The sequence below is a fragment of the Floridaenema evergladense BLCC-F167 genome, assembly GCF_041929205.2.
Classification (GTDB): Bacteria; Cyanobacteriota; Cyanobacteriia; order Cyanobacteriales; family Aerosakkonemataceae; genus Floridanema; species Floridanema evergladense.
Map to the genome: position 1 here is coordinate 4646382 of NZ_CM171625.1, position 15206 is coordinate 4661587.

The 15206-nt window shown below is 39.4% G+C and carries 15 protein-coding genes and 2 pseudogenes; 10 read left to right on the forward strand and 7 right to left on the reverse strand.

The genetic code is table 11. The features are described from left to right. Positions 1 to 68 precede the first annotated feature (68 nt). Positions 69 to 1253: a glycosyltransferase family 4 protein gene (locus ACE1CA_RS22670; protein ID WP_413276889.1), complete on the forward strand. Its 1185-nt coding sequence runs from the start codon at positions 69 to 71 to the stop codon at positions 1251 to 1253. A gap of 310 nt (positions 1254 to 1563) precedes the next feature. Then, positions 1564 to 3081, forward strand: coding sequence for a 4-alpha-glucanotransferase (gene malQ, locus ACE1CA_RS22675; protein ID WP_413276824.1), 1518 nt, complete (start codon positions 1564 to 1566; stop codon positions 3079 to 3081). Here malQ and ACE1CA_RS22680 read toward each other — a convergent pair. After that, on the reverse strand, positions 3078 to 4244 hold the full coding sequence (locus ACE1CA_RS22680) for a cysteine desulfurase family protein (protein ID WP_413276825.1): 1167 nt from the start codon (positions 4242 to 4244) through the stop codon (positions 3078 to 3080). The two genes, malQ and ACE1CA_RS22680, sit on opposite strands and share 4 nt — an antisense overlap. Before the next feature lie 204 nt (positions 4245 to 4448). Here ACE1CA_RS22680 and ACE1CA_RS22685 point away from each other — a divergent pair, with 204 nt between their 5' ends. Beyond that, positions 4449 to 5027: a CAAD domain-containing protein gene (locus ACE1CA_RS22685; protein ID WP_413276826.1), complete on the forward strand. Its 579-nt coding sequence runs from the start codon at positions 4449 to 4451 to the stop codon at positions 5025 to 5027. An 83-nt stretch (positions 5028 to 5110) separates the two neighbouring features. Here the strand turns inward: ACE1CA_RS22685 and ACE1CA_RS22690 are convergent, their stop codons facing one another. Next, a complete protein-coding gene (locus ACE1CA_RS22690; protein ID WP_413276827.1) occupies positions 5111 to 6175 on the reverse strand; it encodes a WD40 repeat domain-containing protein in 1065 nt (354 codons plus the stop codon). Between the two features lie 106 nt (positions 6176 to 6281). Between ACE1CA_RS22690 and ACE1CA_RS22695 the strand changes: the two genes are divergently transcribed. Both ACE1CA_RS22695 and ACE1CA_RS22700 read left to right on the forward strand, forming a co-directional pair. After that, on the forward strand, positions 6282 to 7136 hold the full coding sequence (locus ACE1CA_RS22695; protein ID WP_413276828.1) for an FAD-binding domain-containing protein: 855 nt from the start codon (positions 6282 to 6284) through the stop codon (positions 7134 to 7136). A 183-nt stretch (positions 7137 to 7319) separates the two neighbouring features. After that, positions 7320 to 7727, forward strand: a pseudogene (locus ACE1CA_RS22700) (hypothetical protein); the annotation flags it as partial. Positions 7728 to 8021: 294 nt separating this feature from the next. Here ACE1CA_RS22700 and ACE1CA_RS22705 read toward each other — a convergent pair. The 3 genes and pseudogenes from ACE1CA_RS22705 to ACE1CA_RS22715 all read right to left on the reverse strand — a co-directional run bounded on the left by ACE1CA_RS22705 (position 8022) and on the right by ACE1CA_RS22715 (position 9156). Further along, positions 8022 to 8339: a hypothetical protein gene (locus tag ACE1CA_RS22705; RefSeq protein ID WP_413276830.1), complete on the reverse strand. Its 318-nt coding sequence runs from the start codon at positions 8337 to 8339 to the stop codon at positions 8022 to 8024. A gap of 137 nt (positions 8340 to 8476) precedes the next feature. Continuing rightward, positions 8477 to 8842 (reverse strand): annotated as a pseudogene (locus tag ACE1CA_RS22710) (aspartyl protease). Then, on the reverse strand, positions 8839 to 9156 hold the full coding sequence (locus tag ACE1CA_RS22715; RefSeq protein WP_413276832.1) for a hypothetical protein: 318 nt from the start codon (positions 9154 to 9156) through the stop codon (positions 8839 to 8841). Before ACE1CA_RS22715 ends, ACE1CA_RS22710 begins: the two are co-directional and overlap by 4 nt. Positions 9157 to 9408: 252 nt before the next feature. Here ACE1CA_RS22715 and argF point away from each other — a divergent pair, with 252 nt between their 5' ends. After that, positions 9409 to 10329, forward strand: a complete 921-nt coding sequence (gene argF / locus ACE1CA_RS22720) for an ornithine carbamoyltransferase (RefSeq protein ID WP_413276833.1) — start codon at positions 9409 to 9411, stop codon at positions 10327 to 10329. 286 nt (positions 10330 to 10615) lie between these two features. Next, positions 10616 to 11230 (forward strand): transcriptional repressor LexA, encoded by a 615-nt coding sequence (lexA, locus tag ACE1CA_RS22725; RefSeq protein WP_413276834.1) that lies wholly within the window; start codon positions 10616 to 10618, stop codon positions 11228 to 11230. A gap of 76 nt (positions 11231 to 11306) precedes the next feature. On the opposite strand, the gene ACE1CA_RS22730 is transcribed toward lexA, so the two are convergent. Then, positions 11307 to 11765 carry a DUF29 domain-containing protein gene (locus ACE1CA_RS22730; RefSeq protein ID WP_413276835.1) on the reverse strand — a complete coding sequence of 153 codons (459 nt, stop codon included), beginning with the start codon at positions 11763 to 11765 and terminating at the stop codon, positions 11307 to 11309. A 362-nt stretch (positions 11766 to 12127) separates the two neighbouring features. On the opposite strand from ACE1CA_RS22730, the gene ACE1CA_RS22735 reads away from it, so the two are divergent. The 3 genes from ACE1CA_RS22735 (at position 12128) to ACE1CA_RS22745 (ending at position 14058) form a co-directional block, all read left to right on the forward strand. After that, positions 12128 to 13369 (forward strand): AmpG family muropeptide MFS transporter, encoded by a 1242-nt coding sequence (locus tag ACE1CA_RS22735; RefSeq protein WP_486517490.1) that lies wholly within the window; start codon positions 12128 to 12130, stop codon positions 13367 to 13369. A 74-nt stretch (positions 13370 to 13443) separates the two neighbouring features. Beyond that, positions 13444 to 13587, forward strand: a complete 144-nt coding sequence (locus tag ACE1CA_RS22740) for a hypothetical protein (protein ID WP_413276837.1) — start codon at positions 13444 to 13446, stop codon at positions 13585 to 13587. Next, a complete protein-coding gene (locus ACE1CA_RS22745) occupies positions 13588 to 14058 on the forward strand; it encodes a GNAT family N-acetyltransferase (RefSeq protein WP_413276838.1) in 471 nt (156 codons plus the stop codon). Positions 14059 to 14109: 51 nt separating this feature from the next. On the opposite strand, the gene ACE1CA_RS22750 is transcribed toward ACE1CA_RS22745, so the two are convergent. Further along, on the reverse strand, positions 14110 to 15105 hold the full coding sequence (locus ACE1CA_RS22750) for an IS1/IS1595 family N-terminal zinc-binding domain-containing protein (RefSeq protein WP_413276839.1): 996 nt from the start codon (positions 15103 to 15105) through the stop codon (positions 14110 to 14112). Between the last annotated feature and the right edge of the window lie 101 nt (positions 15106 to 15206).

A 15206-nucleotide genomic window follows, 5' to 3' on the forward strand; every position in this document is an offset into this window, starting at 1 on the left:
CCATACTGATAGTATTGGTTTGTAATGTAGCTTACTTAAACTCTCTTAGCTTATTGGAATTGGTACTGATGAAAATTCTGGTGTTATCTTGGGAATTTCCGCCGCGAATTGTGGGAGGAATTTCCCGCCATGTAGCAGAACTATACCCGGAATTAGTCAAACTGGGGGATGAAATCCATTTGATTACATCAGAGTTCGGGGAAGCGCCGATGTATGAATTGGTGGAAGGTATTCATATTCACCGAGTACCAGTAAGCTGGGGACATGATTTTCTGCACTGGATCGGCAATTTGAATAATAGCATGGGTGTTCATGGTGGTAAACTGATTCTGGAAGAGGGGCTGTTTGATGTAATTCATGCTCATGATTGGTTAGTGGGAGATGCGGCGATCGCTCTGAAACATTATTTTAAAATTCCTTTGGTAACGACAATTCATGCCACAGAATATGGTCGTTATAATGGGATTCATACTTATCAACAACGCTACATTTGTGAAAAGGAAAAACGCCTGACTTATGAATCTTGGCGAGTAATTGTTTGCACTGAATATATGCGCCACGAAGTCAGCAGAGTTTTAGTTACTCCTATAGACAAAATAGATGTAATTTATAATGGGATTCGTCGCGAAAAGAAAAACGGTAATGGGTTCGATCGTCAAGAATTTCGTCGCTGCTTTGCCAAAGATGATGAACAAATTGTCTATTATGTGGGGAGAATTTCTCACGAAAAAGGCGTTTGGTTGCTGTTAAATGCTGCACCTAGAGTAATTTGGGAAATGAAAGGAAAAGTAAAAATTGTGATCGTTGGTGGAGGTAATACCGATCATCTTAAACAGCAAGCTTGGCAACTGGGAATTTGGGATCGTTGTTGTTTTACTGGTTTTATGTCTGATGAAGATTTGAACAAGTTTCAAACAATTGCTAATTGTGCTGTTTTTCCCAGTCTTTATGAACCTTTTGGAATTGTGGCGTTAGAAAGTTTTGCGGCGAAAGTACCTGTGGTAGTTTCTGATACGGGCGGGTTGCCGGAAGTAGTGCAACATGGTAAAACGGGAATCGTAACTTGGACAAATAATGCTGATTCTTTGGCTTGGGGAATTTTAGAAGTTTTGCGTCATCCTGAGTTGGCGCAGCATTTGGTAGAAAATGCTTATCACGATTTGAAACAGCGGTTTTGTTGGGCTGATTTGGCTTTGCAAACTCAAGCTGTTTATCAGCGAGTGGTTAAAGAAAGAAATCAGGTTATGTGGTAAGGTCTGATTTTAAATTGATCAATTAATCTTTTTTGAACCACGAAGACGCGAAGGACGCGAAGAGAAGAGGAAGAAAGGGAAAGTAAAGGAGTGGAAGAGGATAAAGGAGGTCTAACCGAGATTTGATAGGATTATGAAAGAGATTTTTTTAGAGCGATCGAGACACAGAGAAGGCAGAGAGAAGAAGGAGTTTAAATCTTAAATAAATTCAAAATCATACTTAGGAGTTATGCTAAAGACGGCTGAGATTTAGTAGCATCCAATAGGTTAAGGGTATAATTTACCTTGAATTTTTTAACTTATGGGAACTATGACTTTGCAGCGTTCTAGCGGTATTTTACTTCATCCTACTTGTTTACCGGGCAATTTTGGTATCGGCGATTTAGGGCAAGCAGCTTATAATTTTGTCGATTTTTTAGTGGAAAGCGGTCAAAATTTTTGGCAGGTTTTACCGTTAGGGCCGACGGGATACGAACACTCGCCTTATACTATGAATTATAGTGCTTTTGCTGGCAATCCATTGATGATTAGTTTGGAAAAATTAGTGGATGAGGGATTGCTAAAATCTGAGGAATTAAAGCCTATTGGGGCGAGTGGAAAAGGTGCTTACGATCGCATAGATTTTGACGAAGTTATTCCTCACAAGTATGAGTATTTGAAATCGGCGTTCGATCGCTTTCGTTTAACGCTAAAAGATCGACCAAATTCTGAATTAGAAAAGTTTTGTCAGGAACAAGCTTGGTGGTTAGATGATTATGTGCTATTTATGTCTCTTTTAGAAGTGCATAATGGACAAGCTTGGAATTATTGGGACAAAGCAATTGCTAGAAGGGAACCGCAAGCAATTAAAGAACAAAAGGAAGCTTTAAAAGACTTTATTTTATATCATCAATTCTTACAATTCAAGTTTTTTGAACAATGGAAAGTGTTACGTAAATATGCCAATGAGAAAAACATTCAAATTATTGGCGATGTTTCCATCTATGTTTGTCATAATAGCGCCGATGTTTGGGCGAATCAAGAGAATTTTGCCCTCGATCCTGAAACTTTAGAAGCTGCTTGGATGGCTGGTGTTCCCCCGGATTATTTTAGCGAAACTGGGCAATTGTGGGGAAATCCTGTTTACAATTGGGAACATTTACAAAAGACTAATTATGCTTGGTGGATTGACAGATTTAAGGCAACTTTGCAATATGTAGATATTGTCAGAATCGATCATTTTCGCGGTTTTGAAGCTTTCTGGCGGATTCCGGCTGGAGAAACTACGGGAATGAAAGGCGAATGGATTAAAGCGCCTGGGGAAGACTTTTTTGAAAAGTTGGGTCAAGCTTTAGGAAATCTCTCGGTTTTAGCGGAAGATTTGGGAATTATTACGCCGGAAGTTGAGGAGTTGCGCGATCGCTTTAACTTTCCCGGAATGCGAATTTTAATGTTTGCTTTTAGCGACGATAGCAAAAATCCTTATTTACCCCATAATTATATCCCTAATTGTGTGGTTTATCCCGGCACTCACGACAATGATACGATAATTGGTTGGTGGGAAAAAGCAAGTGACAAAGAAAGGCTATATATTGCAGAATATTTGGGCTATTCCCATTACCAAGAAATCAAAGAAATCAATTGGGTTTTCATTCGGATGGCGTTAGCTTCGGTTGCTAATTTAGCAATAATTGCTTTACAAGATGTTTTAGGATTGGATAATCGTGCCCGGATGAATGACCCTAGTGTGAATGCGGGAAATTGGCGATGGCGGTTTACTAGTTCCGATTTGTTGAGTGATGAATTGAGCGATCGCTTACGCAAAACCACTCAACTTTACAATCGCTAACTCGCACGAAAAACCGTCTGCAATGGTCTAACAGTATTGCACAAATGTTCGGCGGCTAAATCAATTTCTAACTCATTATTAAACCGACCAATTCCAAAGCGAACTGACGCAAAAGCCAACTCTGGCGAGTGTCCCAACGCTGTTAAAACATGAGAAGGGGCGGTTTTTACTGAAGTACAAGCCGATCCTGAAGATATGGCGATTATTGATTGTAATCCCAAGGAAAGTGCAGCACCATCGACATTTTCCACGCTGATATTTAAGTTTCCTGGTAATCTTTTGGTTGGATGACCATTTAACACAATGCCATGAAGTTGGGAAATTTTTGTCCACAAACGCTGACGTAAATTTGTCAGTCGTTTGGCTTCCGATTTCATTTCGGAAATCCCCAATTCCACTGCTTTAGCAAAACCGACAATTTGTGGGGTGTATAATGTTCCCGATCGCATTCCCCGTTCATGTCCCCCACCGTGCATTTGTGGCGCTAATCTCACTCTCGGATTGCGTCTTCTGACATATAAAGCACCTGTCCCTTTTGGCCCATAAATTTTATGCGCCGTCAAAGACATTAAATCAATTTTCATCTCCTCTACATCCAGAGGAATTTTACCAATTGCTTGCGCTGCATCAGTGTGGAAAAGTACTTCATGTTCCCGACAAATTGCCCCGATTTCTGTCAAAGGCTGCAAAACTCCTATTTCGTTATTCGCCGCCATTACAGAAACTAAAATTGTATCTTGACGAATGGTTTTTTCCAGCAAGTTTAGATCGATTAATCCATCCTTTTGCACGGGAAGTAAAGTGACTTCAAAACCCAAAGATTGTAAATATTCGCAAGGATCGAGAACAGCATTATGTTCGGTTTGGACTGTAATTATATGTCGTCCTTTTTGAAAATAAGCTTCAACAACACCTTTGATGGCTAAATTGTTAGCTTCGGTTGCGCCGCTAGTAAATATAATTTCTTCAGGTGTGGCGTGAATCGCCTCGGCTAAAATTTGTCGAGATTGTTTCACAGCGGCTTCCGCTTCCCAACCGTAGACATGATTGATACTCGCAGGATTGCCAAAGTTTTCTCGGAAGTAAGGAAGCATAGCGGCTAACACCCTTTCGTCGAGTGGCGTAGTCGCATGGTTATCTAGATAAATGGGACGGTGAGACATACCTATTGATTTAAAACACAGCAAGACATTAAACAATAAATGTAGCTTACGAGAGATGGCGTATACAGCTACAGATAGTTACATAAGTTTTACAAAATCAAATAATCTTATCAATTATGCCTAAGTTCTTTAGTACGATCGCTTAATCCTGATAGTCTTGTTCCTAAGTCTTTCGTTTCAATTGTCGTTATCACAAAAATCAACATGGAATCACAAGCTGAAAATCCAACTACCCCAACTCCTCCAGAACCGATCCAGAAAAAAGAGGTGACAGTCACTCCCCCATCTACCACACCTGCGGAAAATCCCACTGTCACAGCAGAAAAGACACCTCCGACACCTCCAACACCTCCAACACCTCCAACACCCCCACCAACAATGCAAACTCCTAAAGTCGAAGTCAAAGTCCCAACTCCTCCCACAGTAGAAGTTAACATATCTGATGAACCTGTTGCTGAAACTCAGTGGCAACAATTCGGTAAACAAATATCAGAAATACTCGATCGCTTACCTGATTCTGTGAGTAACTTCTTTAGAGACTATCAACGACCTTTAACAGTTGTTGGTGTAATTATAGCCAGTATCATTGCCCTGAAAGTGATCTCAGGCTTGCTGGATACTTTTAATGAAATTCCCTTTTTTGAACCCTTCTTTCAGTTAATTGGTGTTATCTACTCAGGTTGGTTTGTGTACCGTTACTTACTCAATGCTGGGACTCGCCAAGAACTTTGGCAAATAATAGATGATTATAAAGCCCAAGTTTTTGGTAGTAAAAAGTCTTAGAAAGGCAGAAGGCAGAAGGCAGAAGGCAGAAGGGAAGAAAGCTAAATTTTTATTTTCTCCCCTGCTCCTCTGCTCCCCTGCAATTACTGTAAACGCCAAATTCTAATGCTAGTATCTTTAGCGCCACTACCGCCTGTAACGAGGGTTTTGCCATCTGGACTAAAGGCTACTGATTCTACTTTGTCGGTGTGTCCTGTGAGAGTTTGTAGGATATTTCCAGTGCTAATATCCCAAATTTTAACTTGACTAGCTCGATCGCCACTTGCAAGCTTTGTTCCATCGGGACTAAAAGTTAGGGAAAAAACTGGACTTTCGTCTTGAAAAGTGTTTAGTAATTCGCCATTTTCGCTATTCCAAATTTTAATTGCGCCGTCATGGGAACTACTAGCTAATCTTTTACCATCGGGATTAAAAGCAACTGACCAAACTGCATAATTACTATGTCCGGTGAGATTTTTTAGCAATTTTCCGTTGCTAAGATCCCAAATTTTTACGGTTAAATCTTGATTACCACTGGCGATCGTTTTCCCATCAGGACTAATTGCCACTGATAAAATCATCCCAGCATTAGGACGCAAAGTGCGCTGTAAGTTACCAGTTTTTGCATCCCAAATTCTAATTGTTCCGTCGCCACTTCCGCTGACTAAAGTTTTGCCATCTGGACTAATTGCAACTGAATAAATTCCGCCGGAATGACCGGAAATTGTCCTTTGTAATCTACCAGTTTTTAAATTCCAGACCTTGATGGTGCGATCGCTACTTCCACTCACTAACCTGCTACCATCTTTACTAATCGCTACTGCTAAAACTGGCGCTGTATGTCCCGAAAGAGTCCTTTGTAATTCACCAGTTGGCAAATTCCAAACTTTAATAGTTTTGTCACTGCTACCAGTCACTAAAGTTTCACCATCAGGACTAATCGCAATACCTTTAACTCCTCCTGAATGCCGAGAAACAGTTTTTGCTAAAGTAAAATTGGTTGTGGTAGTCTCTTGAGCAACTACAGTATCAGTAAATTTTTGCGCTTCTATCTGCGGATAGGCTTTTGTTGGAACAATGGTTAAAATTAACAAAAATACACTGAATAAAGACCAATTTTTCTGCTTGCTGAAATTAATTGCTAAAGGAAGTTGAGGAAAGAAACGCATATTATCACTCCTAAAAGACGAATAAAAACGGTTTAGTAAATTTTGTGTTTCGCTCAAATTTAAGTTACCCTAAAAACAGTGGAAAAAAGCGCGAAATAGATGCAAAATGACTAAAGATATGCAACGTGAATTTACTAACCGCGATGAATTAATTGCTTACCTCAGAGAGCAATTTCTCGATGTAGCAATACAAGATGAACATATTAGCGAAACCTTGGGTGGAAGGAAAGCCGCTGAGGAATTTCTCCACAAAATTGAGCCAGTAAATTACGCTAAATCACGCAATTTCCTAACTGGTGCTGTCACCAAGCTTTCGCCTTATATTCGCTATGGCGTAATTAGTTTAGCAGAAGTGCGCGATACTGTTTTAGGGAAAGTGGAAAATCAAGATGATGCTACCAAATTAATTAATGAGTTGGGTTGGCGAGACTATTGGCAAAGATTATATGCTCAATTGGGAGATAAAATTTGGCAGGATCGAGAACCATACAAAACTGGTTATAGTGTTAAAGATTATGGTGATAATCTTCCTGAAGATATTATTTCGGGAAGTACGGGTTTAGTTTGTATCGATAATTTTAGTGAGGATTTGCGATCGCACGGCTATTTACACAATCATGCCAGAATGTGGTTAGCAGCTTATATTGTGCATTGGCGAAAGGTACTTTGGCAAGTAGGCGCAAAGTGGTTTTTATCACATTTATTAGATGGAGATCCCGCTAGTAATAATCTTTCTTGGCAATGGGTTGCTAGTACTTTTAGTCATAAGCCATACTTTTTTAATCGGGAAAATTTAGAACGCTATACGGAAGGGGTTTATTGTCGTCAATGTCCTTTGTATGGTAAATGTGATTTTGAGGGAAGTTATGAGGATTTGGAAAAGCGATTGTTTCCTAAAGCTGCACCTTTTGAAAATCGCAGCGGGAGTCAAAGTTCGCAAAAGGGAAAACGGCGAGGTTGAAAGTGTTTTTTAAACCACAAATGAACATAGATGGTATATAAAGGTTATCTGTTTTTGCCGGAGTTCTTTTTTAGTACGCAGATGAATGCAGATAAACGCAGATGAACGCAGATGGTATATCTATGTTATCTGTTTTTGCAGAAGTTCTTTTTACTGTGGATGCTCACCAATAACAAATGACAAATGACTACAATTATTTGGATACATGGTGATTGTTTGAGTCCGAAAAATCCCGCTTTGCTGCAATTTCCTGATGCGCCTGCTATTTGGGTTTGGGATGAAGCGTTACTTAAAGAATGGCAAATTAGTCTGAAACGAATTACTTTTATTTATGAATGTTTGTTAGAGTTACCTGTGGTGATTCGTCGCGGTGATGTGGCAAATGAGGTATTAGCTTTTGCCAAAGAACATGATGCTAATACTGTGGTGACTGCGGAAAGTCCTAGTCCTAGATTTCAAGAGATTTGTGGAGAAATTGAGAAAGAGGTTAGGTTGTTGGTGGTGGCGATCGATCCTTTTTTAGATTATGACGGTTACATTGATTTGAAACGTTTTTCCCGTTATTGGAAAGTCGCCCAAAAATATGTGTACCCAACAAAATATCTGGCAACTCATCTCCACCCAAAACTAAAATTGCGAATTCTTCTCGATCAAAAAGTACATTTCCTCGATACAAATTAAACCGTGCTTCGCCGCGTGCAGTCTCCATATTTCGTTGTTGACTCCCAAGAATCCATCCCAAACTTTCGGCATCTTGGTTATCAATTGCTAGCCAGCCTGTGAAACCTGTATCTAGGAGTGCTTTGACTTGGATAATATCACCATCAGCAGCAATCAAACCTATTTCAAAAGTTAACTCTCCCTTGCTATTAAATTCGCCTGAAATCATATTCTGCCACAGGTTCCTGTTTCATTTAGACGCATAATGAGACTCTTGGTATGAGGATATTTTTCACAAATTTTTTGTATCGCAACCATTTCATCTGCGTCTATAAAATAGTCGCCACTATCCGGCTCAATCACAATAAACCAATCATAATGATCCTTAATTAGTTCTGGTTTAACTCGTTCAAAAATTACCCGACAGCGTTGAGCAAATGCCTCACTTTCAGCGCGTCGTTTGGCTTTTTCTTCGGGAGATAATTGGCGATCGGGAAATACCCTGCCTCGACGTGCAGTTTGATGAGAAGGTAATTTATTCATGTTGGCTAAATAACTAAATATCTGGTTTATATTATAAGCTGATTTGAGTAGATGAGATAGCGATCGCACTCACCCCAATTCACCACAATAAAAACCCAGTTTATTAAATAAACCGGATTTTTGAAGCGTTTTTTCACTTATCCTAAAGTCAAAACTCCTGCTGGAAAATCAGCCACAAGTCTCTTTGTTTGTAGCCAACGGACACCTAAAAGAATATCTGAAAGTTCATTTCCACATAATACTGGGATTGTTAATTATTCTCCATCAAAAATCACAAACCCAGCATAGAGATTGAACTGTGCATTGCCGCGTGCAGTCTTCATTGTTTCTTTCTGATTTGCAAAAATCCAACCTAAACTTTCAGCATCTTGAGTATCAATTGCTAACCAGCCTGTGAAACCTGTATCTAGAAGTGCATTGACTGTAATAATATCACCATCAGCAGCAATCAACCCAATCTCAAAAATTAATTCTCCATTACTATTAAATTCACCTGAAATCATATTTTGCCACAGGCTCCAGTTTCATTTATTCTCATCATTAGTCGCAAAGTATGTCCAAATTTATCCTTAGCCTTTTGTCGAGCAATTGTTTCATCTGCATCAATTACATAATCCCCACTTTCTGGTTCAATCACAATAAACCAATCGTAATGTTCTTTAATTAATTCTGGTTTAACTCTTTCAAATATCTCCTGACAACGCTGATTAAACTTTTCACCTTCAACCTGACGAAGTGCTTTTTCTTCTGGAGATAATTGACGTTCTGGAAATACTCTTCCCCGACGCGGAGTTTGATTTTTAGATAGCTGAGTCATTTTTTGTTACTCTCAATAAACAGCCAATGTTTATTTGTTATTATAAATCAGATTAAGCTCATGTACGTTGTTGCGCTTCAGCGCTCTTATCCTAGTTTTAATAGCGCTAAAGCACAACAACATACATAAATGTCAGAAAATACCAAAGATGTAGCTATCCTTCAGGGAAAAGATCTGTTAGCTTTTTAAAATGCTGATTGCTTGGGAAAATTCTCAGGACGATCGCATTTCACCACAATTTTAGGAAAAAGCATGGAAACACTCAAAGGAAGAGATTTATTAAGCCTAGCAGACCTAACTTCAGAAGAACTACTTCAACTTTTGGATCTCGCTACACAAATGAAAGCCAAAAAAGTCAATATTCGCTGTAACAAAGTTCTGGGATTACTCTTTTCTAAAGCTTCCACTAGAACTAGGGTAAGTTTTACTGTGGCGATGTACCAACTGGGGGGACAAGTAATTGACCTTAATCCTAATGTTACCCAAGTTAGTCGCGGTGAACCATTACAAGATACTGCAAGAGTTTTGGATCGGTATTTGGATATTTTAGCAATCAGAACCTTTGAACAAAAGGATTTACAAACTTTTGCTGATTATGCCAAAATTCCGGTAATTAATGCTTTAACTGACCTAGAACATCCCTGTCAAGTTTTGGCAGATTTATTAACCGCCAAAGAATGTTTTGGTCAGCTAAAAGGGTTAACTTTGACTTACCTTGGTGATGGGAATAATATGGCTAATTCCCTAATGTTGGGTTGTGCGATGGTAGGAATGAATGTGAGAATTGCTTCCCCAATAGATTATCAACCAGATTCAAATATAATAGAAAAAGCTAAGGCAATAGCAGGCGATCGCACTGAAGTCACAATTACAACCGATCCGATTACTGCTACTAAAGGTGCAAATGTGGTGTACACAGATGTTTGGGCTAGTATGGGTCAAGAAGCTGAAGCTGATAATAGAATTCCCATTTTTCAACCTTATCAAGTTAACGAACAATTGATGAGTTTGGCTGATAAAGATGCCATTGTTTTACATTGTTTACCTGCTCATCGTGGCGAAGAAATTACAGATGAAGTGATGGAAGGTTCACAGTCTAGACTTTGGGATCAAGCAGAAAATCGAATGCACGCCCAAAAAGCTTTATTAGCTAGTTTACTCGGTGCAGATTAATTCCATCCGTAGGGTGCGTTAGGGAAATGTAACGCACCATTACTCCATATTTAGTGTTGTCGTCTAACTCTTGAATTATTCAAAGCAAAAAAACTGAGACATATTCAGGATAAATGCTGAGATTTTTCTCCCAAATTTTTATTCAACCTATATCCTTTTTTATAAAATACTGGACAAAAAGGGGTTTTTAATAGTACGAATGTTCTAGAAGATAAATTTTTGAGTGATGAATCGATCGCTCATAACAGATCAAAAACTACCTAGAACACATTAGCGAAATTTTACTATGGAAACCCTCACAGGAGCTCAACAAGAACTTTACGACTGGTTAGTGGAATACATCAATCAGCATCATTATGCGCCGTCAATTAGGCAAATGATGCGAGCGATGAATTTAAAATCACCAGCACCCGTGCAAAGTCGGTTAGATCATTTGCGAGAAAAAGGATATATTACCTGGACAGATGGCAAAGCTCGGACTTATAGAATTTTGCGATCGCAAATAGAAACCGAACCTAGTAGTAGCGTACCGATTTTAGGCGCGATCGCCGCAGGTTGCATGGTAGAACCTTACACCGATTCAGTAGAAAAATTCGACTTTGCCAACGCATTACCACCAAAAACTTTTGCTTTAAGGGTAATGGGAGACAGCATGATCGAAGATCATATTGCTGATGGTGATTTAGTAATTTTGTGTCCCGTCGTTGAACCCGACACAGTGAAGAATGGCACAATTGTAGCGGCGAGAGTGGAAGGACATGGTACCACTTTAAAACGCTTTTACCGCAAAAGCGATCGCGTCATCCTCAAACCCGCTAACGCCAAATATCAACCTATCGAAGCACCAGCACAAGAAGTCCAACTCCAAGGAACATTGGTCGGCGTTTGGCGCAATTATTAGGGGCTGAGGGGTTCTAGGGGCAAAAGGTAAAAATTCCCCTAGTCCCCTTGTCCCCTATCTTTAAGAGTTTTTAAGCTCATTTCATTTCTTTTCTTGGTAGCCAGTTTTCATCGAGTAGCTCATCAAGTGTGTAAGGGCATTCTGGGGGGAACTCGACAGAGTTTTGAGTTTTTATCTTTACAGCTTTAAGTGCTTTCTGATAGATACGTTCTAATTCTTTTTCTAGGTAATTACGAAGTGTAGTTGTCAATCTTTCATTCAATTCAGAGCGGAAATTATAAATCTCTTCCTGCCAATGAACGGTATTATTATCGAATTCGCTTGTCCAATATTGCAGTAGTAGTAAATGCCGTAGCAACTGATTCAAAAAACTAACTACGGCGTGTTTTTTCTCACTCCCCAAATCTTCTAATTCCTCAATTAAATTTTCTAAATCTAAAGCCTTAAATTGCTTATTCTTTAGTAGTTCTATAGTTGATTCTAACCACAGATAATCATCTGTTTCATAAAGATTTTTTAAATCGATAACGCTCATGGAGCCTCCCTGTTCTACTAATTAAGATGCCTTTCTTTGGGGGACTAATTTTTTCTTTTAGCCTTTTAATTTGACTTAATTTTCTCCCTCACAGTATTGATAATTAGCGATCGCAAAAATACGATCCTCTTCTTAAGTTTGTTTTACTCACATCGTACCTGATTTTATCCCAATAACCTGGAATATACAGGGTAAATTTCCTGCATATCTCAAGTTATCGATATACACTAAAGAAGTGTTGAGCATCATCCTAACTACCTCCCCAGTCCCTTTTTGTGCGAAGATGGCTCAAAGTTTAGAGCTTACTAGAGTTTATTGTGGAAACAGTTTCATCTTTTCTGAAAGTTTTTCAGAGTCGCAAAATGGCGGCTCTTTTGTTATTGGGATTTTCTTCTGGGTTGCCCTTTTTATTACCGAGAAGCAATCTGCAAGCTTGGATGACTTTAGAAAAAGTTGATTTAGGTGCGATCGGGTTGTTTGGTTTGGTAAATTTGCCCTATTCGCTGAAGTTTTTGTGGTCGCCCATACTCGATCGCTATGTACCACCATTTTTAGGGCGGAGACGTGGTTGGTTGGCAATTACTCAAGTAGCTTTAATTTTAGCGATCGCTGCCCTCTACTTCCAAAAACCCAGTCAAGCTTTACAACTTCTCGCCGTTAACGCTGTATTAATAGCCTTTTTCGGTGCTACCCAAGACATTGCTGCTGACGCTTACCGCACCGACGTTTTAGAAAAACTGGAAATGGGCGCAGGTGCAGCCGTTTTCGTTTTAGGTTATCGTCTCGCCCTTTTAGCCACAGGTTCGATCGCTTTTATTCTCGCTGATAGCATCCCTTGGCCTTCCGTTTTTCTGTTCATGTCCCTCCTCATGCTCATCGGTGTAGTCGCCTCATTCTTTGCGCCAGAGCCAGCAGAAGACGAAAATCGACCCGAATCTTTAAGAGAAGCAGTTGTTTTACCTTTTGGCGATTTTTTCTCTCGAAATGGCTTACTTTTAGGATTTGTAATTCTACTGTTCGTCGTCCTTTACAGTCTTGGTGACGCATTCCTCAGCAGTCTTTCCACTCCCTTTTTAATTAAAACTGGTTTTGCTCAAAAAGAAATTGGCGCAATTCGTGGGGGAATGGGTTTAATCGCCACGATTGTCGGAACATTAACCGGAGGTGCAATTCTCAGTAAAATTGGGATTAATCGCTCTTTGTGGATATTTGGCTTACTGCAAGCTTTAAGTAATATCGGTTATTTCGTCCTCGCGCAAGCCGGAAAAAATTATCCGCTTTTAGTGTTGAGTATTAATGTAGAAAACTTTTGTGGAGGACTTGCAGCAGCGGGTTTTGTGGCTTTTTTAATGAGTCTTTGTAACCAGCGTTTTTCTGCTACTCAATACGCTTTGCTCACTAGTTTTATGGCTGTCAGTCGAGACCTTTTGGTTGCTCCTTCCGGCTTTTTAGCAGCAAAAACAGGTTGGCCTTTATTTTTCCTAATCAGTATTTTCGCCGCTTTACCAGGATTAGCGCTTTTACCTATTGTCGCTCCTTGGAATCCTCGACTTCAACCGATGCCCAGACCTGGATTAGATGAAAGAGAAGATTTTGAAATCTAGTTGTAAACTGTAATATAGAGACTGAAAAAGTTTTCTGAAACCAATTTTTTTACTCAAACTAGGCAATTCTAACTATGGCTATTTTTCGTCAATATGTTGCTCCTTTTTTGATTTTGTTGGTGTTTTTAGTGGCTTTACTAGCAGTGAGTTCGCGCATCTTTTTACCTGCGGATATGGCAGCACCCGCACCAACTGAAGAAGTAACTTCTGCTTCCTAAATGAGCTACAAATTACCAGCGAACTATCAATTTGTTACTGGTTCAAGTTTAGACCGGGCTACTTTGGTCAAGTTTATGCAAAAAACTTACCAAGAACTGTTTCCTCAACAGAATTTCTCTCATTTAGCTGTTACAGTTGAGAAGTATTTTTCTGCCCAAACTCCGGTTTGGTGGGTAGAAGAAAAGTTGGAAAATAGTACTGCAATTAAAGTTGGTTGTTTGTGGGTTGGTAATGGAATCGATCAGGTAAATGCCGATCGCCACGCTCACATTTTTCTCCTTTATGTTGCTCCCGAACATCGTCGCCAAGGTATTGGGAAAAGTTTAATGCAATTGGGCGAAGATTGGGCAAAAAGTCGGGGCGATCGGCAAATCAGTCTTCAAGTTTTTCAATCCAATCAGCCAGCAATTAATCTCTACCAACAATTAGGTTATCAAGTCCAATCTCTTTCAATGGTAAAGTATATTTAGGGGCGATTCATGAATCGCCCCTACCCAAATCACCAATCACCAATCCCTAACCTAATCATTTTCCCCTCTTAGCTCTAAATCAACACGCCAACGTTTACCACAATTTTTGCAAGTATATTTTTGCTGACCGTTAGTGTATCCCTTTTCTTTAACTTTATTAGAACGACATTTAGGACAAACTACTTCTGCAATTAACCAGCCTTTACCAGATGATTTTTTAGTAGTTGTTGGTTCAGGAGTTGACACATTTTCGGATACTTCTGTAAGCAAGTCAGCAACATTTTTAAGCTGTTCTGTTACTGTTTCTTGAACAGGGAAAATTTTCCCTACTTCAGTAATAACAGGTTCTTCAATAATTGCTTGGCTCAATATTTCCGGCTGAACAACTTCTGATGTTTCTGTTTCTACTAAAGCAACTGTTGTCGCTAATGTACAAACTTCTACTAATTCTGGAGTAGTTTCTATAGCAGAATTTTCGCTGTTCAAAGGTGTTACTAATAACTCCTCTGAATGTGGGGTTTCTAATACTGGAAGAATTGAGTTTTCCGGTAATTTTATTTCTGCTAAGGCTATTTGTTCAACTGGCAATTTGCCATTGGTTGAAGTTTCTGGTAAATGATTTGCTGCTACTTCAACCTCAGCAGTTTCTTGGGGAGTGACTGGAGTCGGAGGAATCCAATTGGGATCGGGTGCGGGAATTTTGGGCAGAATGATTATTGGTTTTTTTGGTTGAGTTCTTGTGTTGTGGTTTAATCGACTGATGCGATCGCCTATATTTTCCTGAATGCTATAAGTAACTGGCAAAACTGTTTGCTTAGAAACCGCTTTTTTCACCAAAGCTGCAATATGTTCCGATGGATCGGGAGGTGGGCCAAAATTTTCTTCCTCTTTGGCAGGCGATGATACTTTTGTCGCTGGAAAATGCGATACTGATGAAGGTAAGCTATAATGATTTTCCTTTGATTCTGTTAACTCAGGTTTCGGCAAAGGGGGAACGAATTTGATTGCACGTGCTAAACGTCGATATGGTTCTAGGTGATCTGTCACATTCTGCTCCTGATGTCTAAGAGTTGCTCTTTAATTTAGTCTTAATGTAGTCCAATATACTAAAATAAGGATCTAAACTTGAAAAAAACGTTATGATTTCA